General features: G+C 66.6%; 23 protein-coding genes and 1 pseudogene. 13 read left to right on the forward strand and 11 right to left on the reverse strand.

Features of this window, described 5'->3' with window-relative positions:
* The first annotated feature begins 40 nt into the window (after window positions 1–40).
* The 10 genes from DVH23_RS14595 to DVH23_RS14640 all read left to right on the forward strand — a co-directional run bounded on the left by DVH23_RS14595 (window position 41) and on the right by DVH23_RS14640 (window position 10,422).
* Entirely contained in the window at window positions 41–310 is a 270-nt protein-coding gene (locus DVH23_RS14595; RefSeq protein ID WP_114578165.1) for an NADH-quinone oxidoreductase subunit J, read from the forward strand.
* Window positions 307–720 (forward strand): hypothetical protein, encoded by a 414-nt coding sequence (locus DVH23_RS14600; protein ID WP_114578166.1) that lies wholly within the window; start codon window positions 307–309, stop codon window positions 718–720. Before DVH23_RS14595 ends, DVH23_RS14600 begins: the two co-directional genes overlap by 4 nt.
* Window positions 717–1,022 carry an NADH-quinone oxidoreductase subunit NuoK gene (gene nuoK / locus DVH23_RS14605; RefSeq protein ID WP_114578167.1) on the forward strand — a complete coding sequence of 102 codons (306 nt, stop codon included), beginning with the start codon at window positions 717–719 and terminating at the stop codon, window positions 1,020–1,022. The genes DVH23_RS14600 and nuoK overlap by 4 nt, the downstream gene beginning before the upstream one ends.
* A gap of 4 nt (window positions 1,023–1,026) precedes the next feature.
* Window positions 1,027–3,039, forward strand: coding sequence for an NADH-quinone oxidoreductase subunit L (nuoL, locus tag DVH23_RS14610; protein ID WP_114578168.1), 2,013 nt, complete (start codon window positions 1,027–1,029; stop codon window positions 3,037–3,039).
* Window positions 3,036–4,562, forward strand: a complete 1,527-nt coding sequence (locus DVH23_RS14615; protein WP_114578169.1) for a NuoM family protein — start codon at window positions 3,036–3,038, stop codon at window positions 4,560–4,562. Before nuoL ends, DVH23_RS14615 begins: the two co-directional genes overlap by 4 nt.
* On the forward strand, window positions 4,563–6,077 hold the full coding sequence (locus DVH23_RS14620) for an NADH-quinone oxidoreductase subunit N (RefSeq protein ID WP_114578170.1): 1,515 nt from the start codon (window positions 4,563–4,565) through the stop codon (window positions 6,075–6,077). It begins immediately after the preceding gene.
* 40 nt (window positions 6,078–6,117) lie between these two features.
* Complete coding sequence (locus tag DVH23_RS14625; protein WP_114578171.1) at window positions 6,118–7,632, forward strand: DHH family phosphoesterase; 1,515 nt, start codon at window positions 6,118–6,120, stop codon at window positions 7,630–7,632.
* A 37-nt stretch (window positions 7,633–7,669) separates the two neighbouring features.
* Complete coding sequence (locus tag DVH23_RS14630) at window positions 7,670–8,473, forward strand: CBS domain-containing protein (protein ID WP_114578172.1); 804 nt, start codon at window positions 7,670–7,672, stop codon at window positions 8,471–8,473.
* A gap of 75 nt (window positions 8,474–8,548) precedes the next feature.
* Window positions 8,549–9,643, forward strand: a complete 1,095-nt coding sequence (locus DVH23_RS14635) for an ABC transporter ATP-binding protein (protein ID WP_114578173.1) — start codon at window positions 8,549–8,551, stop codon at window positions 9,641–9,643.
* Complete coding sequence (locus DVH23_RS14640) at window positions 9,640–10,422, forward strand: ABC transporter (RefSeq protein ID WP_114578174.1); 783 nt, start codon at window positions 9,640–9,642, stop codon at window positions 10,420–10,422. The genes DVH23_RS14635 and DVH23_RS14640 overlap by 4 nt, the downstream gene beginning before the upstream one ends.
* Here the strand turns inward: DVH23_RS14640 and DVH23_RS14645 are convergent.
* From DVH23_RS14645 to DVH23_RS14670, 6 genes are all read right to left on the reverse strand, one after another.
* Window positions 10,416–10,631, reverse strand: coding sequence for a hypothetical protein (locus DVH23_RS14645; protein WP_114578175.1), 216 nt, complete (start codon window positions 10,629–10,631; stop codon window positions 10,416–10,418). The genes DVH23_RS14640 and DVH23_RS14645 overlap by 7 nt on opposite strands.
* The gene (locus DVH23_RS14650; protein ID WP_114578176.1) at window positions 10,628–11,356 is read right to left on the reverse strand and encodes a hypothetical protein; all 729 of its coding nucleotides are present in this window, start codon (window positions 11,354–11,356) and stop codon (window positions 10,628–10,630) included. The genes DVH23_RS14645 and DVH23_RS14650 overlap by 4 nt, the downstream gene beginning before the upstream one ends.
* Window positions 11,353–12,336, reverse strand: a complete 984-nt coding sequence (locus tag DVH23_RS14655; RefSeq protein ID WP_114578177.1) for a signal peptidase I — start codon at window positions 12,334–12,336, stop codon at window positions 11,353–11,355. The genes DVH23_RS14650 and DVH23_RS14655 overlap by 4 nt, the downstream gene beginning before the upstream one ends.
* Window positions 12,333–13,385: a SipW-dependent-type signal peptide-containing protein gene (locus DVH23_RS14660; RefSeq protein ID WP_114578178.1), complete on the reverse strand. Its 1,053-nt coding sequence runs from the start codon at window positions 13,383–13,385 to the stop codon at window positions 12,333–12,335. Before DVH23_RS14660 ends, DVH23_RS14655 begins: the two co-directional genes overlap by 4 nt.
* A gap of 316 nt (window positions 13,386–13,701) precedes the next feature.
* Complete coding sequence (locus tag DVH23_RS14665) at window positions 13,702–14,526, reverse strand: hypothetical protein (RefSeq protein WP_114578179.1); 825 nt, start codon at window positions 14,524–14,526, stop codon at window positions 13,702–13,704.
* A gap of 106 nt (window positions 14,527–14,632) precedes the next feature.
* Window positions 14,633–15,457, reverse strand: a complete 825-nt coding sequence (locus tag DVH23_RS14670) for a SipW-dependent-type signal peptide-containing protein (protein ID WP_114578180.1) — start codon at window positions 15,455–15,457, stop codon at window positions 14,633–14,635.
* A 350-nt stretch (window positions 15,458–15,807) separates the two neighbouring features.
* Between DVH23_RS14670 and DVH23_RS14675 the strand changes: the two genes are divergently transcribed.
* Entirely contained in the window at window positions 15,808–16,338 is a 531-nt protein-coding gene (locus DVH23_RS14675) for a hypothetical protein (RefSeq protein WP_114578181.1), read from the forward strand.
* A 36-nt stretch (window positions 16,339–16,374) separates the two neighbouring features.
* Here DVH23_RS14675 and DVH23_RS14680 read toward each other — a convergent pair whose 3' ends face one another.
* A complete protein-coding gene (locus DVH23_RS14680; protein WP_114578182.1) occupies window positions 16,375–17,166 on the reverse strand; it encodes a hypothetical protein in 792 nt (263 codons plus the stop codon).
* A gap of 117 nt (window positions 17,167–17,283) precedes the next feature.
* Between DVH23_RS14680 and DVH23_RS23590 the strand changes: the two genes are divergently transcribed.
* The gene (locus tag DVH23_RS23590; protein WP_157972407.1) at window positions 17,284–17,754 is read left to right on the forward strand and encodes a hypothetical protein; all 471 of its coding nucleotides are present in this window, start codon (window positions 17,284–17,286) and stop codon (window positions 17,752–17,754) included.
* Here DVH23_RS23590 and DVH23_RS14690 read toward each other — a convergent pair whose 3' ends face one another.
* On the reverse strand, window positions 17,755–18,051 hold the full coding sequence (locus DVH23_RS14690) for a HalOD1 output domain-containing protein (protein ID WP_114578183.1): 297 nt from the start codon (window positions 18,049–18,051) through the stop codon (window positions 17,755–17,757). It abuts the gene before it with no gap.
* A gap of 132 nt (window positions 18,052–18,183) precedes the next feature.
* Here DVH23_RS14690 and DVH23_RS14695 point away from each other — a divergent pair, with 132 nt between their 5' ends.
* Window positions 18,184–19,869, forward strand: a complete 1,686-nt coding sequence (locus DVH23_RS14695) for a methylmalonyl-CoA mutase (RefSeq protein WP_114578184.1) — start codon at window positions 18,184–18,186, stop codon at window positions 19,867–19,869.
* 39 nt (window positions 19,870–19,908) lie between these two features.
* Here the strand turns inward: DVH23_RS14695 and DVH23_RS14700 are convergent, their stop codons facing one another.
* The 3 genes and pseudogenes from DVH23_RS14700 to DVH23_RS23595 all read right to left on the reverse strand — a co-directional run.
* Window positions 19,909–20,373: a hypothetical protein gene (locus DVH23_RS14700; RefSeq protein WP_157972408.1), complete on the reverse strand. Its 465-nt coding sequence runs from the start codon at window positions 20,371–20,373 to the stop codon at window positions 19,909–19,911.
* A 61-nt stretch (window positions 20,374–20,434) separates the two neighbouring features.
* Window positions 20,435–20,755, reverse strand: coding sequence for a hypothetical protein (locus DVH23_RS14705; protein WP_114578186.1), 321 nt, complete (start codon window positions 20,753–20,755; stop codon window positions 20,435–20,437).
* Window positions 20,755–21,016: pseudogene (locus DVH23_RS23595) on the reverse strand (calcium-binding protein); the annotation flags it as partial. The pseudogene DVH23_RS23595 and the gene DVH23_RS14705, both read right to left, overlap by 1 nt.

A 21,016-nucleotide genomic window follows, 5' to 3' on the forward strand; every position in this document is an offset into this window, starting at 1 on the left:
CTCGAAATCTACAAGGGCCCTACCCGACCAGACAACACCAATGGTATACGAGCTGATCGCGTTCGCGCTGTTCGCGTTCGTCACCCTGGCGAGCGCGATCGGGGTCGTGTTGATGCAGGATCCCTGGCACTCGGCACTCCTGCTGGGGGTCACGCTGGTGAGCGTGGCGATCTACTACGTGATGCTCGCCGCCGAGTTCGTCGCGATGATGCAGATCCTCGTCTACGTCGGCGGCGTGCTCATCCTCATCACGTTCGCCGTCATGCTGACCCAACGCGAGGAGCCGCCGACCCGGGTGGTCGGTGAATGACCACCGGCCCGCGCCTGCGCGTCGGCGGTCACCTGCTGCCGGGCGTCCTCGCGGTCGCCCTCTTCGGGCTCATCGCCCTGGTCGTTCTCAACACCCCCTTCGAGGGGATGGCCGGCTACCCCGACGGGATCTCGGTTACCGCCGAGGTCGGCTACGCCCTCCTCGATTTCACCGCCCTCCAGAGCGGCGAGGGCGCGATCGGCGACACCGAACACTTCCTGGTCTCCTTTTTCCTGATGGCGGTCGTTCTCGACGCTGCACTCGACGCCTCGCTCGTGCTCGCAAAGCGCGAGGAGGCCGGCGAGGTCGTCTCGCCATACGCGAGTTCGGGCGGAAGCGACTCGGGGGCACAGCCGGCGACCGACGGGGGCAGCGAACTCCCCGAGGACGAACGAGGTGAGGGAGAGTGACCGTCGCCGTCGAGTACTACGTGCTCCTCTCGGCCGCGCTGTTCTGTATCGGGCTGTTCGGCGTTCTGACCCGGAAGAACGCACTCATGTTCCTGATGTCCGTCGAGATCATGCTGAACGCCGCGAACATCAACCTGATCGCGTTCTCGTTCTATCACGGCAACCTGACCGGCCAGGTGTTCGCGCTGTTCACGATGGCGCTTGCGGCCGCGGAGGTCGCCATCGGACTCGGCATCATCCTCGTACTGTATCGCAACTTCGAGGGGATCGACGTCACCGTTCCCGCGGCGATGAGGTGGTAAACGAATGGCAACTGCGTTCGAACTCGCTCCGGCGATCGCCGCCCTCCCGCTTGCGGCGTTCGTGGTCGTACTGCTCGTCGGCGACTCGATGCCGAAGAAAGGCGCGTTCGCGGGGATCATCGCGACCGCGGGCTCGCTGGTGCTCTCTCTGTGGGCGCTCGCGACCGTCGCGGGCGGCGAGGTCTACAATCAGGAACTCTACGAGTGGGCCGCAGGCGAGGAGATCGCCTTCCACTTCGGGATCCTGATCGACCCGCTGTCGGCGCTGATGCTCGTGATCGTCTCGCTGGTCGCCCTGCTCGTTCACGTCTTCAGCCTCGGCTATATGAACGAGGAGGGGGAGACCGGACTGCCCCGCTACTACGCCGAACTCGGGCTGTTTACCTTCAGCATGCTCGCGTTCGTCTACGCCGACAACCTGCTGATGGCCTTCATGTTCTTCGAGCTCGTCGGCCTCTGTTCGTACCTGCTGATCGGCTTCTGGTTCCGGACGCCTTCCGCATCGTCGGCGGCAAAGAAGGCGTTCCTGGTCACCCGCTTCGGTGACTACTTCTTCCTGATCGGGGTCGTCGGGATCGCCGCGACCTTTGGCACCCTCTCGTTTGCCGGCGAGAGCTCCTTCGTGGTCGCCGCCGAGGAGGCGATCTCCGGCGGCGAGACCCTCTTCGGCTTCGGCGCCGAGACGTGGGTCACGATCCTCGGCCTGCTCGTGCTGGGCGGCGTGATCGGGAAGTCCGCCCAGTTTCCCCTACACACCTGGCTCCCCGACGCGATGGAGGGTCCGACGACGGTGTCGGCGCTGATCCACGCGGCGACGATGGTCGCCGCCGGCGTCTACCTCGTCGCGCGGATGTACGGCTTCTACGCCCTCTCGCCGACGGCGCTCGCGATCATCGCGTTCGTCGGCGGCTTCACCGCACTGTTCGCGGCGTCGATGGGCGTCGTCAAAGACGACATCAAGCAGGTGCTGGCGTACTCGACGATCTCCCAGTACGGGTATATGATGCTCGGGCTGGGCGTCGGCGGCTACGTCGCCGGCGTCTTCCACCTGATGAACCACGCCTTCTTCAAGGCGCTTCTCTTCCTCGGTGCCGGTGCGGTCATCATCCTCATGCACCACGAACAGGACATGTGGAAGATGGGCGGGCTCAAGGACCGGGCGCCCGTCGCCTACTACACGTTCCTCGCGGGCGCGCTCGCCCTCGCCGGTATCGTCCCGTTCTCGGGCTTCTGGAGCAAGGACGAGGTGCTCTACGACGCGCTCATCCTCGGGCTCGAGGAGCCGATCTTCCTGATCGCGTACGCGATGGGGCTGATCGCCGTCTTCTTCACCGGCTTCTACACCTTCAGGATGGTCTTTCTCACGTTCCACGGCGAGCCCCGCTCGGAAGCCGCACGCGACCCCCATCCGATCGGGGCCGCCGTGAAACTGCCCCTGATCGTGCTCGGCGTCCTCGCGGTCGTCGCGGGGATCGTAAACCTCGCGCCGATCGCGAAACTCACCGGCGCGGAGATCGTGTTCCTCGAACACTGGCTCGACGGCGAGTACGGCGCCGTCGAGGGGTTGACCTACCACGAGTACCACGAGTTAATGGGCCACGAGACGAGCTACATCGGCTCGGAGACGCTGACGATGCTGCTCGGCGCGGCGCTCTCGCTCGGCCTCGCGTTCGCCGGCGCCGGGCTCGCCTGGACGCTGTACAACGTCCCCGAGCCCAAAGAACACACCCGCCGGCTCGGGCGCGCCCGGGAGGTCCTCGGGAACAACTACTACCAGGACGAGTACCAGGTCTGGCTCGCGCGTGACCTCACGCTTCCGTTCTCCCGGACCGCCGATCGCTTCGACCAGAGCGTCATCGACGGCGTGGTAAACGGCGTCTCGAGCGTGAGCCTCTTCGGCTCGGGTCGGATGAAACGCCTCCAGACGGGCGTCGTCACCAACTACGCGGCGCTGCTCGTCCTCGGATTCCTCGCACTGCTTGTGATCTTCGGCATCAACGGAGGCTGGTTCGTATGATACTAGAGTCGCTCATCGGAGTCGCACTGCTCGGCGCGCTCGTGACGTTCGTCGCGCCCGACCGGATCGCGGGCAAGCTCGCCTTCGCGATCAGTCTGGTCCCCGCGGCACTCAGCCTGTGGATGTTCACCGCCTTCGACGGCAGCGGCAACGCCTTGCTCGACGGCGATCTGGCCTTCGAGTCCCGGATGGAGTGGATCGCGCTCGGCGACTACTCGATCTCGTGGTTCGTCGGGCTCGACGGAATCAGCATGCCGCTCGTGGCGTTGACCACGGTGCTCTGTTCGCTCGCGATTCTGAGCTCCTGGACGCCGATCGCCGAGCGCCAGTCGCAGTTCTACGGGCTAATCCTGTTCATCGAGGCGAACCTGATCGGCGTCTTCGCCGCGCTCGATTTCTTCGTCTGGTTCGTCTTCTGGGAGGCGGTACTCATTCCGATGTACCTGCTGATCGGGATCTGGGGCGGCCCCCGCCGGAAGTACGCCGCGATCAAGTTCTTCGTCTACACGAACGTCGCCTCGCTCGTGATGTTCGGCGCGTTCATCGCGCTCGTCTTCTCGCTGGGCGACGGCGTCACGAGCTTCGCCTTACCCGAGATCACCGACGCGATGTTGGCGGGCGGGCCGGAGGCGTTCGCCGGTCTCGAGGGCGCAACGCTCTCGTCGGTCGTCTTCGTCGCGATGTTCCTCGGCTTCGCGGTGAAGGTGCCCGTGGTTCCGTTCCACACCTGGCTCCCCGACGCCCACGTCGAGGCCCCCACCCCGGCGTCGGTCCTGCTGGCGGGCGTCCTCCTGAAGATGGGGACCTACGCCCTGCTGCGATTCAACTTCACGATGTTCCCGGAGGACGTGATCTCGACGTTCGCGATCCCGATCGCGGCGATCGCGGTCATCAGCGTCATCTACGGCGCTCTGCTCGCGCTCGCCCAGACCGACCTCAAACGGATCGTCGCCTACTCCTCGGTCTCCTCGATGGGCTACGTCATCCTCGGGCTGATCGCCTACACCCAGTTCGGGATCGGCGGGGCGACCTTCCAGATGGTCTCCCACGGGCTGATCTCGGGGCTGATGTTCATGTCCGTCGGCGTCGTCTACAATGCGACCCACACCCGGATGGTCACGGACATGTCCGGGCTCGCCGACCGGATGCCGATCGCGGTCGGCATCCTGATCGCGGGGGCCTTCGGCTACATGGGGCTGCCGCTCATGTCGGGCTTCTACGGCGAGTTCGCCATCTTCTACGGCGCCTTCGGCTCCGAGTTCCTCGACTACGCGCCCCTCTTTACCGCGATCGCGATGTTCGGCATCGTGATCGTCGCGGGCTATCTCCTCTTTGCGATGCAACGGACCCTCTTTGGGCCCTACCGGCTCGAGACCGACTACGAGGTCGGCCCCGCGCCGCTTCACGACGTCGCGCCGATGTTCGTCCTACTGGGACTGATCATCGCGCTCGGTGTCGCCCCGGAGTTGATCTTCGAGATGATAACCGACGCCGTCGATCCGCTGCTTGGAGGTGGTGCATAGATGGCACTGGTCCAACTCGAGAGCTGGATGGCGCTGGCACCGACGCTCCTGCTCGCGCTGTCGGCGCTCGCGCTGTTCGTCATCGACAGCATCGACCCGGACACGACCAACCGGCCGCTGCTCGCGGGCACCGCCACGGTCGGCTCGCTGGCCTCGCTCGCCGTCGCCGTCTGGTTCATCACCACGGGCGTCGGCGACCCCGCCCGCCGCGGCGAGCTGGCCCTCTTCGGCGACCAGCTGATCGTCGATCAGATGGCGCTCTTTTTCATGGTCATCGTCGCGGTCGTCACCGCCCTGATCTCGATCGCGAGCTACGACTACCTCCGCGGGCACGTCTACCAGTCGGAGTACTACTCGCTCGTCCTGCTGGCGGCGACCGGGATGTCCACGATGGCGACGGCGAACAGCCTCGTGACGGTGTTCATCGCCCTCGAGCTGGCGAGCCTGCCGTCCTACGCCCTGGTCTCGATCCTGAAGGACAACCGGGGCAGCGTCGAGGCCGGCCTGAAGTACTTCCTGATCGGGGCGCTGTCGTCAGCGATCTTCGTCTACGGCATCTCGCTGGTCTACGGCGCCACCGGCCACCTCCAGCTCGAGGCCGTCGCCGAGAACGTCGGCACCGAGGGCTTCGACGGCCTGCTCGGCGTCGGCGTCCTGATGGTGATCGGCGGGGTCGCCTACAAGACCGCGAGCGTCCCCTTCCACTTCTGGGCGCCCGAGGCCTACGAGGGCGCGCCCGCACCGATCGCCGCCTTCCTTTCCTCGGCCTCGAAGGCCGCCGGCTTCGTGATCGCGTTCCGGATCTTCACGACCGCGTTCCCCCTCGAGGCGATGACCGAGATCGGCTTCGACTGGACGATGGCGTTCGTCGTCCTCGCGATCGTCACGATGACGGTCGGCAACTTCGCCGCGGCGACCCAGGAGAACGTCAAACGGATGCTGGCGTACTCCTCGATCGGCCACGCGGGCTACGCGCTGATCGGGCTTGCCGGCCTCGCGGTCGACGGCGGCCAGATCGTCCTCGCGGCCGCGATGATGCACCTGTTCGTCTACGGCTTCATGAACACCGGCGCGTTCCTCTTCGTCGCGATGGCCGAGTACTGGGGCGTCGGGCGGACCTTCGAGGACTACAACGGGCTCTCCTCGCAGGCGCCGGTCGCCTGCGGGGCCCTGGCCGTCTTCATGTTCAGCCTCGCCGGGGTTCCGCCCTTCGGCGGGTTCTTCAGCAAGTACTTCCTCTTTACGGGCATTCTCGAGACCGCCTCGGGGAACCCGTGGCTGCTCGCGGTCGCGGCCGCGCTCGTGATCAACAGCGCGCTCTCGCTGTACTACTACGCGCGGCTCGTGAAAGCGGTCTGGTTCGAGGACCCCGTTGCCGGACGGGGCCAGCTCACCCAGCCGACGGGGCTGTACGTCGCGGTCGTGCTCGCGGGCGTGATGACCGTCCTCGTCCTGCCCGGCTTCGGCCCGGTCGCCGACGCCGCCTACGCCGCGGCGAGCGCGCTCGGCCCCTGAGAGCGATACGTTTTAACGCGGTGGCGGGTAAGCCGCCCCAATGGGTTCCCGGCTCGTACTCGGCTGTGGGACCATCGGCCAGCGGATCGTCGAGAGCGTCCCCGACCACGGTGGCGGGGAGCTGCTCGTCCTCTCGGAGGACGACGACGTCGTCGAGACGTTGCGCGACGACGGCGTCCCGGCCCGTCTCGAGGACCCGGCCGATCCCGGCGTGCTCGCCGCCTTAGCCGAGCCCGCGGTCGTCCTCGTCGCCGGCGACCGGACCGACCGCAACCGGCGCACCGTCGAGGCCGCCAGGGCGCGGTTTCCCGGCGTCCAGATCGTGGCCTACGCGGGGGGGAACTTCGAGGGGGAAGACCGGACCGTCATCGAGGAGCGGGCCGACCGGGTGATAGACCGGACCCGCGCGATGGCCGACCGGATCGTCAGCGAGACCACGAGCGGGCCCGCGACGACGGCCCTCGCACTGCGAAACCACCTCGGGGCCATCGAGGGGCCGCTCGCGGTCGTGACCCACGACAACCCCGACCCCGACGCGATCGCGAGCGCGGTCGCGCTCTGTGATCTCGCAAGCGTGGTCGGACTGGGCGCCGACGCCTGTTATTTCGGGGAGATCTCCCACCAGGAGAACCGCGCGATGGTGAACCTCCTCGAGCTCGACCTCCGGCGGCTCGAGCCCGGCGAGGACCTCGCGGAGTACGGCTCGGTCGCGCTCGTCGACCACTCCCGTCCCGGCGTCAACGACCAGCTCTCGCCCGACCGCCGCGTCGACGTGGTGATCGACCACCACCCCGCGCGGGGGCCGGTCCCCGGCGACTTCGTCGACCTCCGGGAGCACGCGGGCGCGACCAGCACCGTGTTGACCGAGTACCTAGACCAGTTCGGACTCGCACTCTCCCGGCGGACGGCGACCGCCCTGCTGTACGGGATCCGGATCGACACCAACGACTTCACGCGGGAGGCGAGCGCGATCGACTTCGAGGCCGCGGCGACGCTGCTCGCGGCCGCCGACGAGGACGTCCTCCGGAAGGTCGAGTCGCCGACGGTCGACGCCGACACCGTCGACACGGTCGGGCGGGCGATCGGGAACCGGACCCAGCGCGAGTCGGTGGTCGTCTCGAGTGCGGGTCGGATCGGCGACCGCGACGCGCTCCCCCAGGCCGCCGACCGCCTGCTCACGATGGAGGGGGTGACGACGACGCTCGTCTTCGGGTTCATCGACGACATGGCCTTCCTCTCGGCGCGCTCGCGGGCCGGCGAGATCGATCTCGGGGAGACGCTGCGGGAGGCCTTTGGCCAGATCGGGAGCGCGGGCGGCCACGCGGACATGGCCGGCGCCCAACTCGAGATCGGGAGCCTCGGCGGCGTCGAGGACCGCGATCAGGTCGACTCGATCCTGAGCGTCGTCGAGGAGGTGATCACCGACCGCTTCTTCGAGGCGATCCGGACGCGGCCGGGGACGCCGGTGGGCGCCTACAGTCGGACCAGCGAGTGGCTGTTCGTGCCGGGAGACGGCCGGCCAGGGGACGACGAACGCGAGGAGGGACGGGAGTGAGCGCGAGACTTTTCCACGGCGGGAGCAAGGGAGGAGTATGAACGGCGTCGGAACGAACGCGCAGGTCGGCGATTACATGACCCGGGACGTCGTCACCGTCTCGCCCGACGCGACCGTCGGCGACGTCGCCACCCGGATCGCGGAGTGTGAAGAACACAACGGCTTTCCCGTCTGTGACCGCCGGCGGGTCGAGGGGTTCGTCAGCGCGCGGGACCTGTTGCTGGCCGACGACGACGCCCAGATCTTCACCGTGATGACGACGGACCTGATCGTCGCCCACCCCGAGATGAAGGTCAACGACGCCGCCCGCGTGATCCTCCGGTCGGGCATCCAGAAGCTACCCGTCGTCGATGACGCTGGCAACCTCGTGGGGATCATCGCGAACGCCGACGTCATCCGCAGCCAGATCGAACGCGCGACCCCCGAGAAGGTCGGAAAGCTCGTCCGAACCCTGGAGAACATCCACGGAATCTCCCTCCGACAGGAACGCCGGACGGTTCCGCTGGGAGAACTCGTCCCGACCCAGGGACGAGTGTACGCCGACGAACTCGAGGGCCGCCGATACGAACTCGACCGCGGCCTCGCCGAGCCGCTGGTGGTGATCGACAACGCCGGCTCCCTGTTGCTCGCCGACGGCCACCACCGGGTGCTGGCGGCCGACCGCCTCGCGATCGAGGAGATGGAGGCGTACGTGATCGTCATCGACGAGCCGATCGACCTCGGGATGGCCCGGACGGCCGCAAAGGAGGGTCTGGAGGGGTTGGCGGACATCGAGGTCGTCGACTACGCGCGCCATCCCCTGGTCGAAACCATCGAACGGCTCCAGGAGGACGCGGTGTAGTCCCGGCCATCGCATCCGCCCGGATCGACCAAGCGTCCGGAAACGGTTAGTGTGTCGACAGTCTAGACGGGAGCGATGAGCGACACGCTATCGGCGGGCTCCGGTCGGTCGGCCGCCGTCGGGCGCGAGGAGGGGTCGAACGACGCCGCCGACCCGGTCCTCGTAGTCGAGGGGCTGACCAAGACCTACGGCACCGGGGAGGAGGCGGTCCGGGCGGTCGACGACCTCTCGGTGTCGATCGAGCGGGGCACCGTCGTCGGCCTGCTCGGGCCGAACGGCGCGGGGAAGACGACGACGATCAAGACGCTCCTGGGGCTGGTACTCCCCGATTCGGGACGGGTCAGGATCGACGGCACCGACCCCCTCGCCTCCCCGCGGGACACCTACCGGTCGGTGGGCGCGATGCTCGAGGGCGCCCGGAACGTCTACTGGCGCCTGACGGTGAGGGAGAACCTCCGGTACTTCGCCAGGCTCGCCGGCCGACCCGCCGATCCCGACCGGATCGACGAACTGATCGACGACGTCGGCCTCGCCGAGAAGGCGGATACGACCGTCAACGAGCTCTCCCGGGGGATGAAACAGAAGGCCTCGCTGGCCTGTACGCTCGCCCGCGAGACCCCCATCGCCTTCCTCGACGAGCCGACGCTCGGCCTCGACGTCGAGAGCTCCCGGGAGCTTCGGGGGGAGCTCCGCCGGATGGCCGGCGAGAAGCGAACGATCGTCGTCTCGAGTCACGACATGGACGTCATCGAGGACGTCTGCGACCGGGTGATCGTGATGAACGAGGGCCGGATCGTCGCCGACGACACCGTCGAGAGCCTGACCTCCGCCTTCCGGACCCAGGCCTACCGGGTCACCGTCGAGGGCGACCTCCCCGAGGAGACCCGGAAGACGCTCGAAGACCGCTTCGGCGCCGGGGCGTGGAGCCGATCGGGCGATCGGCTCTCCCTCGAGGCGACGCGGGTCACCGGCGAGGCCTTTTTCGACCTCGTCGACTCCCTCCGGGCGGCCGACTGTCGGTTCGTCTCGGTCGACTCCCTGGAGGCCGATCTTGAGGAGGCGTTCCTCCACGTCGTCTCGGACGACCGCGCGGGCGCCGAGCCGGCGATCGGGGACCGCGAGCGTGAGCACGACCGCCGGCTCGCCGAGAGCCGGGAGGGGAAGCGATGAACGCGGCCCAGTACGGGCTGCTCGCCCGTGCGGTCGTCGAGAAGCAGCTAATCCTGCTCAGACGTTACTGGATCAACACCGCGATGATGCTCGTCGCGAGCTACCTCTTCTTCGCGATGATCTTCTTCGGCGGGCGGGCCGTCGGCGGCGCGGGGATCGGCGATACCCTCGACGGGGTGGTCGTCGGCTTCTTCCTGCTTACGGCCGCGACGGCGGCGTACTTCGACGTCGCGGGCAACGTCATGCGGGAGGCCCAGTGGGGGACGTTAGAACAGCTGTTCATGTCGCCCTTCGGCATCGGGCGGGTGATGGCGATCAAGTCGGCGTTCAACGTCGCCCTCAGTGCCGCCGTCGCCTTCGCGCTGCTGGCGGTCATGCTCGTCACCACCGACCGGTCGCTGTCGGTCGATCCCCTCACCGTCGTCCCGCTGCTCGTGCTGACGATCCTCTCGGCGGTCGGCCTGGGCTTCGTCTTCGCCGGGCTCTCGCTTCTCTACAAGCGCATCGAGAACGTCTCCCAGCTGATGCAGTTTTCCTTCATCGCGCTGATCGCCGCCCCCGCCGCCGTCGACAGCCCCGCGATCGTCGCGCTTCCGCTGAGCCACGGCAGCGCGCTCCTCTCGCGGGCGATGACCGACGGCGTCCGCCTCTGGGAGTTCCCCGTCCTCGACCTCGCCCTCCTGGTCGGCAACGGCCTCGCGTACCTCCTCGTCAGCGCCGTCGCCTTCTCCGTGCTCGTCCGCCGGGCCCGGAAACTCGGCGTGATGGGCCACTACTGACGCCTGTTCGTCGGTCGGAGCGCCCACGCGCCGACGACGAGGAAGGGGAGTCCGAGCCCGACGCCGAGGGGTCGTGTCGGGAGGCTCGAGACGACCAGTATCGCTCCGAAGACCACGTAGATGGCGCCGATCGCCCGCCGTTTCGACACGTACCGTTCCCCCGAACCGGAAGCGACGGAGGTCCCGACGAGGCAGGCGCGGATCGTCACGGATCGCTCCCGGTCTCGTCGGGCCGTTCCGCGGAGCCGTTCCCGTCGGTAGTAGCGTTCTCGTCCGGCGAGTCGTTCCCCTCTTCCGTACCGATCACGCCATCCATCTCGACGGAGTCGTTCGTCTCGGTCGTGTTCCCGTCGTCGTCGGCGATTCCCGTGCTCTCGTTTCTAGGGTCGGTCCCCGTCGCGTTGTCGCCCCCGTCCGCCCCATCGTCCTCTTCGGGATCGGGCTCGTGGTCGTCCCCGCCGCCCTCGCTCGTGTTCTCACTGCTTCCCTCGACGTCGGTCGTGTTCCCCTCGCTCTCCCCGACGGATTCGTTCTCGTCCCCCGTCTCAAGGTCCGAGGTTCCGTTCTCCTCGTCGTCGGTCTCGGTCCCCTCGTCCGACGACTCACCTCCCCGATCGGCGCCCTCGTCCGTCTCGTTCCCTGCCGTCTCCTCGGTGGCGTTGTGAGCCTGCGACTCGACGTCGGAGTCGTTCTCTGCCGGGTCGTCGTCGGATGCCTGCTCCGTGCCGTTATCCGGCTCCGTCGCGTCCAGTGCGGTTACCGACGACTCCCCCTCGATCGTCGAGTGGGTGCCGTCGAACTCGGCGGCGGTCGAAAACGAGGCGTTGGCCGCTCCGCTCGCGGAGAACAGGGCGAGGGTCCCGCTCCCCGCGAACAGGCTGCAGGCGACGACGATTGCCGCCAGGACGGCGAGGGCGGATCGCGTTCGGCTCATCGCGGCTCCTCCCCGGAGCCGGCTCCGGCATCGGTTTCGCCGATGGTGTTACCGGCGCCGTCCCCGACCGGCTCTCCGATCTCGTTCCGTTCGAGAGCCGGGTCGTCGGGCTCATCCGGGTCGGCCGTGTCGTCGCTCTCCCCGCCACTTCCGTTGCCCAAAAGCCAGATTCCGACGGCGACCAGAAGCGAGATCCACGCGCCGATGGCGACCGTGACCGAGATCGCGGTCGGGTACCGGACGGCCAGGTACGCACTCGCCGGGGCCACGACCGCGAGCACTCCGATCGCCGTCCTGAGCGCGGCCGGCGTGAGGACGAGAGCGTCGGTTCCCTCGGTCGAAGCGTCCCCACTCCCCGAACCGTCGGCCTCTCGAGTTTCGGTCTCCGGATCGCCGCGTTCGCGCGAGGAGCCGACGACCGAGTAGGCCTCCGAAAGCAAGAGGAGCCCGAAGGGGAGGACGACGAGCGCGAGAAAGCCCTCGGTCGTGTTCGCAAACTGGATGACGTGGCCGAGATACGGTATCGTCACGACGACGCTACCGACCACGTTCTCGTGGGGCACCGGGTTCGCGTCCGGTTCCTCGTTGGCGTCGCCCTTCGTCTCATAGAGGTAGCCATCCGAGGTTTCGGTGATTCCGACGACGCGATGGGTGACCGGCGGCTCGTCGGCGCTCCGGTAGAAGGTGATGACGTCGCCCTCCGCGATCTCGGCGGGTTCGACCTCGCCGACGACGACCGCGTCCCCGGGCTCGATCTCCGGGGACATGCTCGCCGTCAGCACGACGTAGCTGTGGTCGGCGCCGATCACTTGCGGGACGGCGTAGACGACGAACACCGCGACGACCGCGAGGAAGACGAGGAGGACCGCGATATGGATCGTCCGGCGCCAGAGGGGCATCCCCGACCCCTCGGTTTCCGACCCCGAACTCTCGACCTCCGGGCCCTCGGCGACCTCGCCGTCGGCGGGTTCGGTGCTCATTGGCTTTCCCCCTGACAGATATGGACCGTGACGTTGCTGATCGCCGGTCGAAAGACCTTGCCGCTGTTCCCGCCCTCCCGTTGGCCCGTACAGACCTCGCCGCGGGTCCGGGTCGCGGGCGGATCGATCTCGAACTCCTTCGCCCCGCTTGCGGGACCGCTCCCCCTCTGGGACTTCCTACCCGATCCACCGGCATGATCCGGTGGTCCGCCGCGGACGACGACCTTGCAGATCGCTGGTGCCGCGGCCTCGCTACCCTCTCTGAGAAGCCGGATGGCTCCACAGACGGTCTCACCGTCCCCCTTGTTCGTCACACTCAGGAACTTGATCTCGTAGCCGCCGCCGAGCGAGAACCGATCGCCCGGCGAGACCGAGTCCGGTTCGACGTCGGCCCTCCCGAGTTCGACACAGTCCGGACACGGGGGTTCGGAACAGTCCCCGCTCTCGCCGAACGGGTTTTCGGTTCCGTCGGTGTGGCGACACTGCTCGGCGACGAACTCCAGTTCGAGCTCCGCGGAGAGCCCGACGAGCCCCTCCACATCCTCCTCGGAAAAGTTCCACTCGAGGGTGAGACAGCGAGTGTCGCCAGGGTCGAGGCAGCCCTCGGAGAGCGAAATCCCGTCGGCGAACTCCCGCCGGAGGTCGGTCAGCGAGCCCGAGAACAGCTCTCCGGTTCCCCCACAGCCCTCGTCGTCCGAGAGGGTGACTGCGAGAGCGTCCCCGAGCGGATCGCTGGCCGGCGGGCAGGCCGTTCGGAGCCAGAGCCGCGCCGCGTTCCCCTCCACGGTGAGTTCGATTGTTCGTGTCCCCATATCGCCGGGTTCGATTCCGCCGAACGAGACGGAAACCGCGTTGCCGTCGGTTTCACAGCCCCCGCCCTGGCAGTCGATGGCGAGCCCGAGTTCGCCCGCGGCGATGCTGCTTCCGGGAAACTCCTCGGAATCGTTCAGCACCGCATAGGTGCCCGCGCCGCCGACGGCGCCGAAGACCCCGATTCCGCTCGCGCCCGCAAGGATCTCGCGTCTGGAGGGTCCGTCCCCCTCGATCATGGGATCACCTCGAGCGGGCGGGTCGGTACGCCAGCCGACGGTCGATCCGTGTGCGTGTGCATGGTAGTGGTGTGGGCGGCTCGAGCGCGCCGCCACCGTTACGGACCACTCCTATCACCAGTGGTGTATGTATGAGTCCTGTACCCGATCGTCGGAGGCGACAGGACGGCCATACCGGTCGGACGGCGGTGTCGCAGGGAAACCGTGATCAAGTCCCGAAACCGGTCGAAGGGTATCGATTCGGATTGGGTTGGAAGACGGCGAAGTCCGGTGGCGGAGGGATGACTGCTGGCAGGGACAGCGTGGACGACCCGGTTCAGAGTCCGGTCGGGTCGTCGTTGTGACGGGCCTGCTCGCCGTAGAAGAGCAGGTCCCAGCTGGATTCTGCCCCCTGGATCTCGTTGCTGACCTCCGTGCTGATATCCAGATAGATACAGACGATCACGGTCTCTCCGACGTCGATCAGGAGGGGGGCCTCCCCGTCGCTGTCGACGTCGATACCGTCCTGAAGGAGGTCGAGGAAGGTCTCGCAGTCGGCGTACTCTTCCTCCCAGAGCATCGTACTCGAATCGTAATCCTCGTAGATCCTGATTGCCGGATCGACGTTCTCCGCGAGGGTCTCGAGTTCGTCGGTGTCGTAGAGGTCGTCCGCATCCACCCCGGCATCGGTTTCGGATCCGTCGAGGTGATCGACGTTCTCTGCGCTCACCGTCACGTAGCCGGGCGTTTCGTGTACGGTTGCCTCCCAGCAGAACTCGAGTGCATCGCCGGGTTTGGTGTCGACGATGTCGATCGATCCGCGGACGAAGGCGTCGCTCTCCGGGGTCGGCCACTGGACGTGCTGGCTCTGGCAGTCCTGATCGATCCTGTGGCTTCCAGGTGTAATCGTCAATCCGAACTCCCCGTCGGCGATGGTGTTGTCCTCGAACCCATCGTTGAGGATGGTGTTGTCTTCGGACCGCTCCCCGTCGGCAATGGTGTCGTCCTCCAACTTCTCGTCGGCGATGGTGTTGCCTTCGAACTCCTCGTCATCCAAGTACGCGGTGGTTCCGATCCCCACGCCGACGGAAGCGACGCCGATCGTTCCGAGACCGGCGAGTGCCTTCCGTCGTGATAGTTCGAAGTCGTCTCCTGTGTCCATTGTTGGCTATCCTTCTCGGGGGAAACCCACCGGCGGAATCGAACCGCCGTCCGTCCCCATCGCGGCGACAGCGTTCCAACGTGGGTGGTGGTGGGAAGGCGGTTCCTCAGTCGCCTCCGAAGTTGTCGTTGTGCCGGGACTGTTCGGCGTAGAACTCGAGATTCGCGCTCACCTTTGCTCCCTGAATCTCGTTACCGATACCCGAACCATCTACTGTTATACCCTCATCTTTATCTTCGCTTTTGTCCCCGATCCAGATGTAGACACAGACGATTACATGCGGGTACGACGCTTCATCAGGACCGATCGAGAGAGGGTCTTCATCGTCACTAGCGATGACTAATCCGTTTTCGAGGCTGTCGAGGAGGTCATTGAGTGTGTTGTACTGAACCGTCGAGAGGGGATCATTGCCCTGTACTGACGATGGCGGATAGACTTTGACCTCCGCAGCCGCGGTTTCCCCAAGGGTCGCAAGGTCACCAGTGGACTCCACGTCGTGAAGATCGTTGACATTCACGTCAGCGGCTGGGTTATTATCTCCGGTAACGTCGTTAATGCTTGCAGAAGGAGCCCTCACTAGCACGTAGCCAGGGTTTTTCTCCACGGTGATTTCCCAGCAGAACTTGTAGAAGTCGCCGGGCTTGGCGTCGCCGATACCGATTGAGCCGCCGACGAAAGCACCTGGGTCATCCTCCCCGTTGTAGTCGTCATTCCAGTCGAAGTGCTGGCTCTCGTCGTCCTGGTCGACCTTGTAGTTGTATGGATCAACCGTCAGACCGAACTCGCCGGCCGTGATAGTGTTGTTATCGATCGGTTCCTCGTCGCTGAAATACGCCGTCGTACCGAGTCCCGCGCCCGCGGAGGCGACGCCGACGACGCCGAGGCCGGCAAGCGCCTTGCGACGCGAGATCTCGAAGTCTTTTTCGCTCATTGGTTGTCATCCTCCCGATCGTGACCCCCGCGAGCCGCCGCGCGGGCCGCGACCGGTTATCAGACTCCACGAAGGTATGGGGGATAGTTACGATCCGCCGGTATGCCCACGAACGAGGGAATTGGGACATCTAACTCCCGAATAGCCGTTTCGAACGGCCGAATAGCGCGGTCGAACGGGTCGTTAGATCGGTGGTATGGCCGAGTGTGAAGCGTTCACGCCACCCGATACGACCGTTTACATCGTTCATGGTACCGACGAACACAATTCCGAGACGACAGGGCGGCGATACCACCGACGCCGGCTCCCCATACATACCACAGTAATCGTACAATCCGGCCACGGGGACCATGCAACTCAGGACGACCTCGCTTACCGAAGACGAGATCCACCGGCTGCTGGGCAACAGCCGCCGGATCGAGGCCCTCCGCCAGCTCGGGGAATCGGGGGGCACGACCTCGCTGCGGGAGCTCTCCAAACGGCTCGCGGTCCAGGAAAGCGGCGAGTCACCTCCGCCGAGACGGCTCCGGGAGAGCGTCTACAACTCGCTCCACCAGACCCATCTGCCACGCCTCGAGGAGGTCGGCGTCGTCGAGTACGACCGCGAGCACCGCCTCGTCCGGCTCCGCAAGCACGCCCGCGAGGTGGATCTCTACATGGAGGTCCTCACGCGCGTCGGGCTGACGTGGTCCGAAATTTACCGCGGGCTCGGGGTCGGTAGCCTCGTCGTCGTCCTCGGTTCGCTGCTCGAGGCGCCGGGGATCGCCGCCGTCGACGCCCTCCTCTGGACGAGCCTCGCGCTGGGGCTGTTCGCGGCCCTCTCCGGGTATCAGCTCTGGACGAACCGGACGCTGCTGTGGCGCGGGCTCCGGGACCGGTGAGGACGGACTTGACCCGGCGAAACCCGAAGAGAACGGTTAGATCCCGACCTCGAGAAGTCGGTCGTCACAGGCCGTACATCTCGCCGCGACGACGTCGTAGCTTCGACAGCAGGAGTCGACGACCTCCTGCTCGAAGGCGACCTCGCCCTCGCAGGTCGGACAACGTTCGAGGAAGAGCCGCAAGGCCCCGAGGACCTCGCTTCTGGCAGCGAGCGGGAGGCCGCTCCACTCCCGGCCGGCGCGCTCCTCGAGGGCCCGCGAGGCCGCCACGTCGGCGACGAACGCCGATCGGGACTCCCACTGGCCGATCCACTCGCCGTCGATCCGGGCGACGAACGCGTCGCCGTACCACTCGAGATCGAGGGTATCCGGGCGCACGCCGACGAGTTCCGCGAGCGCCTTCCGGTCGGCACTTTCCCCCCGAACCTCCCGGATCCGACGTCGCCAGCGGTCCTCGAAACCGGGGTCGATCTCGAGGTCGTCGGCCCCGCGGTCGTCGACCACGACCCCCGTAGAGAGGAGGTAGCGTTCGACGTCGATCTCCTCCGCGTCGGCTGCCGGAAACTTCCCGAACCGATCGAGGAGCCACGACGGGAAATATCGTTTCGTGAGCCGTGGCGTCCCCGGCACGAGGTAGCCCCGGAATCGGATCGTAGCGATCCCGACCGCGAACGCGAGGACGCCGGCGAGCGGGGAGACGACTCCGACAGCGACCGAGAGAGCACCGGCGAGGACGACGTTGACGACAGTACAGGGGAGACACCGGTTCTCGCCCGTGTGTTCGGGATTCTCGACGCGCTCGAGGAGCGATACCGGCGCGGCTGTCATACGGGTAACCGGAGGTTGCTCGGGATAGGTATGATCGTCGTACGGCCCGAACGATCGTCTGAACAGTCATACTTCCTTATTAGTCCGTCTGTCCGTCACTGAACCGGTGGGGGAAGAATGCGAACGAACCAGGTGCTCGACGGCACCGACACGGCTGACGAGGCGCATCTCGACGAACAGGACGTCAAGGACGACGTCTTTCACACGCTGAGCAACCGGCGGCGCCGGTACGTACTCACGTACCTGCACACGAACGGGGGCCACGCCACGGTCCGGGAGATCTCCGAGGAGCTCGCGGCCTGGGAGAACCAGGTCCCGCGTGCGGAGGTGACGTACAAACAGCGCAAACGGACGTACACGTCGCTGATCCAGATCCACCTGGGGACGCTCCACGACGGCGGATTCGTCGACTACGACTCCGACAGAGGCGATATCGAACTGACCGACGACGGCGCCGCCCTCGCCTCGGTGCTCGCCGAGGACCTGCTCGTCGGCGACGGCGCCGACGGTGCCGACGAGGACTCGGTCGGCGGCGTTCGCGGGTGGCTCTCGGGGATCCGTGACCGGTTTGGCTCCCGGCGGGAGTGATCAGGGCGCCGATCGTCCGGAGTCGCTGGCCGCGGCGGCGGGCTCGGAGACGACGGTGATCGTCCGATCGCCGTCGAGGGGAACCGTCACGTGGTGTCCGTAGTAGGTGAACTCGACGTAGCCCCGCTGGGTACCGCTCGTTCGTGCGGAGGCAAACAGCGCGTCGAGCGCGTCCGGATCGATCGCCTCCTCGATCGGGGGGAGGTCGGCGGGTTCGACGCCCGTCCGCTCGGCGACCAGGAGCACGACGTCGACGGCGACGGAGTCGTCCTCGGCCGAGTGTTCGTGAGTAACCATACGATTTCCTGAAAGAAATCGCTCCGTTCATAAATACGTTTCGTCAGTGGCTATCAGTAACGGAAACGAGTTGATAGCTTCCGGCACCCGGAATCCTTAACAGACGCTCCGGCAAATATTACGACATACTTCATGTACGATCAGGACGATCTCGACGACATCCGCGAGGCCCGTGCCGACTGGGAGAGCGAGGTCCCCGAGGGAGGCGAACGGGCCGACCGGTTCGCGACGGTCTCGAACCACGAGGTCGACCGGCTCTACACCCCCGAGGACGTCGCAGGGATGGATTACCTCGAGGACCTGGGCTTTCCCGGTGAGGAGCCCTACACCCGGGGACCGTACCCCACGATGTACCGCGGACGGACGTGGACGATGCGCCAGTTCGCGGGGTTTGGCACCGCCGAAGAGACCAACGAACGGTTTCATTACCTGATCGACGAGGGCCAGACCGGGCTCTCGACGGCGTTCGACATGCCGAGCCTGATGGGACTCGACTCGGACGACCGGATGAGCGACGGCGAGGTCGGCCGGGAGGGCGTCGCGGTCGATACCCTCCGGGACATGGAGATCCTCTTTTCGGGCATCGACCTCGCGGAGGTCTCGACGTCGTTTACGATCAACCCCTCCGCGCCGGTGATCTACGCGATGTACGTCGCGCTCGCCGATCAACGAGACGTTCCCCGCGAAAAGCTTCGGGGGACCCTCCAGAACGACATGTTCAAGGAATTCATCGCCCAGAAGGAGTGGGTAATCCCGCCCGAGCCCTCGCTTTCTCTCGTCACCGACGTCGTCGAGTTCAGCGCGAGCGAGACCCCGAAGTTCCACCCCATCTCCGTGTCGGGCTACCACATTCGAGAAGCGGGCTCGACGGCGGTCCAGGAACTCGCGTTCACGCTCGCCGACGGCTTCGCCTACGTCGAGGACGCCACCCAGCGGGGCCTCGCGGTCGACGACTTCGCCCCCCGCCTCTCCTTTTTCTTCAACTGCCACAACTCCTTTTTCGAGGAGATCGCGAAGTACCGCGCCGCCCGGCGGATCTACGCTCGGGTGATGGACGACTGGTACGGCGCCGAGGCCCCCGAATCGAAACGCCTGAAGTTCCACACCCAGACCGCCGGCCAGTCGCTGACCGCCCAGCAGCCGCTCAACAACGTCGTCCGGGTGACGATCCAGGCGCTGGCGGGCGTCCTCGGGGGAACCCAGAGTCTGCACACCAACAGCTTCGACGAGGCGCTCGCTCTCCCCTCCGAGCAAGCGGTCCGGGTCGCGCTGCGGACCCAGCAGATCATCGCCGAGGAGTCGGGCGCAGCAGACATCGTCGATCCCCTCGGCGGCTCCTTTGCCGTCGAGGCCCTCACCAACGAGGTCGAGGAAGAAGCGATGGAGTACATCGAGGAGATCCGCGAGATGGGCGAGGGGTCGGTCCGGGAGGGCGTCCTCGCGGGCATCGAGGAGGGCTACTTCCTCCGGGAGATCCAGGAGGCCTCCTACGAGTACCAGGAACGCGTCGAGAGCGGCGAGGAGGTCGTCGTCGGCGTCAACAAGTACGCGATCAGCGAGGACACGAGCCCCGACACCCTCTCGATCGACGAGGGGACCCAGGAGCGCCAGCTGAACCGGCTCGCGAACGTCAAGGCCGAGCGAGACGACGGGGCGATCGAGGAGCGGTTAGCGGAACTCCGGGCGGCGATCGACCGCGGCGAGAACGCGATGCCGTACATCGTCGCGGCGGTGAAGGCGTACGCGACGATGGGCGAAGTCATGGGCGTCTTCGAGGACGTACACGGCGCGTACTCCGAACGCATCGGGCTCGCCTGAAGGCCCACGGAGCGGAAGCCGGCCCTGGGATCAGCGACGTCACACGGGTAGAGACTCGCCGGCGTCGGACCCGCTCCGACGAACCGTCGCCCGGAGGAGGTGGAGCTCGACGCTGAAGACCCCCGCATCGCGTCCGAAGGCGTACCTGCCCTCCGTCTCCAGAGAGCGCCGGCTGAACACGGTCGTGAACCCCCTGACCTGTCCGCTGTCGAACACCGACCGGCCGACGTAGCCGACGTACTCGTCGGGCCGGGAGAGAACCGACGGCTGCTCGCCGACGGGGGACGTAAGCATCGCCACCGAGATCGGCGCCGGCAATCGCTCCATCAGTTCGAACCGTAGTCCGGGTCGGTAATCGTCCATCGCGACCAAGACGAACGGCTCCGAGTCCGCCTCGGTATCGGTAGCCTCGCCGTCCGTGGCGGTGGCCGGGCCGACACTGGCCGACTCGTTCCGACAGCCATCACTGGCGTGTTCCGGAACGTCGGTGCCGGCGAGAACCACGCGCGAAGGGGCGATGTGTTCCGACATTGGCGTTCGAGACGAAAACGGAAACCGAGACCCCTCAGTCGAGTTGGGTCGAGAGGAGGTTGAGCGTGGGGCTGAACATCGATGCGTCCTCGCCCAGCGTCCCGCTGTCGTCGGCGCTCAGGTTCTCGTCCTGGGAGAACAGGAACGCGGTGATCCCCGCACCGTCGCCGATGTCGTAGCGGATGACGTATCCCGAGTAGTCGTCGGGCTGGGAGATCTCCGAGACCGTCTCGTCGTCGTCCTGAAGGCAGTTGACCGTCGTGGCCTGTTCGAGTTGGGCGACGACCTCGAAGCTCTGGCCGGGATGGTAGTCGTAGGCGAAGACGAGGACGTTGCCGTCCTCCTGGAGCGCCATCAGTTACCGCCCCCGTTTCCACCGCCGTTTCCGCCTCCATTGCCGCCGCCGTTTCCGCCGCCGTTGCCACCGCCGTTTCCGCCCCCGTTGCCGCCGCCGTTGCCGCCTCCGTTCCCGTTGCCTCCATTGCCGTTGCCGTTTCCGTTCCCTCCGTTGCCGCCGCCTCCTCCGCCGAGGTCGGTCGAGAGGAGGTTGAGTTCGGGGCTGAACATCGAGGCGTCCTCACCCAGCGTCCCGCTGTCGCCGCTGCTGAGGCTGACG

The sequence above is a fragment of the Saliphagus sp. LR7 genome, assembly GCF_003344565.1.
GTDB classification, from domain to species: Archaea; Halobacteriota; Halobacteria; order Halobacteriales; family Natrialbaceae; genus Saliphagus; species Saliphagus infecundisoli.

Coding starts and splice junctions, on each gene's coding strand:
- DVH23_RS14595 (WP_114578165.1), top strand. CDS start 41: ATGGTATACGAGCTGATCGCGTTCGCGCTGTTCGCGTTCGTCACCCTG.
- DVH23_RS14600 (WP_114578166.1), top strand. CDS start 307: ATGACCACCGGCCCGCGCCTGCGCGTCGGCGGTCACCTGCTGCCGGGC.
- nuoL (WP_114578168.1), top strand. CDS start 1,027: ATGGCAACTGCGTTCGAACTCGCTCCGGCGATCGCCGCCCTCCCGCTT.
- DVH23_RS14615 (WP_114578169.1), top strand. CDS start 3,036: ATGATACTAGAGTCGCTCATCGGAGTCGCACTGCTCGGCGCGCTCGTG.
- DVH23_RS14620 (WP_114578170.1), top strand. CDS start 4,563: ATGGCACTGGTCCAACTCGAGAGCTGGATGGCGCTGGCACCGACGCTC.
- DVH23_RS14625 (WP_114578171.1), top strand. CDS start 6,118: ATGGGTTCCCGGCTCGTACTCGGCTGTGGGACCATCGGCCAGCGGATC.
- DVH23_RS14630 (WP_114578172.1), top strand. CDS start 7,670: ATGAACGGCGTCGGAACGAACGCGCAGGTCGGCGATTACATGACCCGG.
- DVH23_RS14635 (WP_114578173.1), top strand. CDS start 8,549: ATGAGCGACACGCTATCGGCGGGCTCCGGTCGGTCGGCCGCCGTCGGG.
- DVH23_RS14640 (WP_114578174.1), top strand. CDS start 9,640: ATGAACGCGGCCCAGTACGGGCTGCTCGCCCGTGCGGTCGTCGAGAAG.
- DVH23_RS14650 (WP_114578176.1), bottom strand. CDS start 11,356: ATGAGCCGAACGCGATCCGCCCTCGCCGTCCTGGCGGCAATCGTCGTC.
- DVH23_RS14655 (WP_114578177.1), bottom strand. CDS start 12,336: ATGAGCACCGAACCCGCCGACGGCGAGGTCGCCGAGGGCCCGGAGGTC.
- DVH23_RS14660 (WP_114578178.1), bottom strand. CDS start 13,385: ATGATCGAGGGGGACGGACCCTCCAGACGCGAGATCCTTGCGGGCGCG.
- DVH23_RS14665 (WP_114578179.1), bottom strand. CDS start 14,526: ATGGACACAGGAGACGACTTCGAACTATCACGACGGAAGGCACTCGCC.
- DVH23_RS14670 (WP_114578180.1), bottom strand. CDS start 15,457: ATGAGCGAAAAAGACTTCGAGATCTCGCGTCGCAAGGCGCTTGCCGGC.
- DVH23_RS14675 (WP_114578181.1), top strand. CDS start 15,808: ATGCAACTCAGGACGACCTCGCTTACCGAAGACGAGATCCACCGGCTG.
- DVH23_RS14680 (WP_114578182.1), bottom strand. CDS start 17,166: ATGACAGCCGCGCCGGTATCGCTCCTCGAGCGCGTCGAGAATCCCGAA.
- DVH23_RS23590 (WP_157972407.1), top strand. CDS start 17,284: ATGCGAACGAACCAGGTGCTCGACGGCACCGACACGGCTGACGAGGCG.
- DVH23_RS14690 (WP_114578183.1), bottom strand. CDS start 18,051: ATGGTTACTCACGAACACTCGGCCGAGGACGACTCCGTCGCCGTCGAC.
- DVH23_RS14695 (WP_114578184.1), top strand. CDS start 18,184: ATGTACGATCAGGACGATCTCGACGACATCCGCGAGGCCCGTGCCGAC.
- DVH23_RS14705 (WP_114578186.1), bottom strand. CDS start 20,755: ATGGCGCTCCAGGAGGACGGCAACGTCCTCGTCTTCGCCTACGACTAC.